Consider the following 220-nt stretch of genomic DNA (forward strand, 5'->3'; position numbering starts at 1 on the left):
TGAAATCAATGGTGCCGAAGCTAACTTAGGCTGGAAAGTGAATGATGACCATAAACTCAACTTGGCTTATTCCTATATTCGTGGCCGTTACGACAGCAATGATGATGGCAAAGATCGATACTGATCTCAATGGTCAAAATATTCCGCCTAACCGATTAATCGCCAGCTGGCAGGCAGAGTGGACGCCATAATTATCATCATTTGTACAAGCGAGTTACAA

The organism is Methylophaga sp. UBA5088 (genome assembly GCF_002414625.1).
Classification (GTDB): Bacteria; Pseudomonadota; Gammaproteobacteria; order Nitrosococcales; family Methylophagaceae; genus Methylophaga; species Methylophaga marina.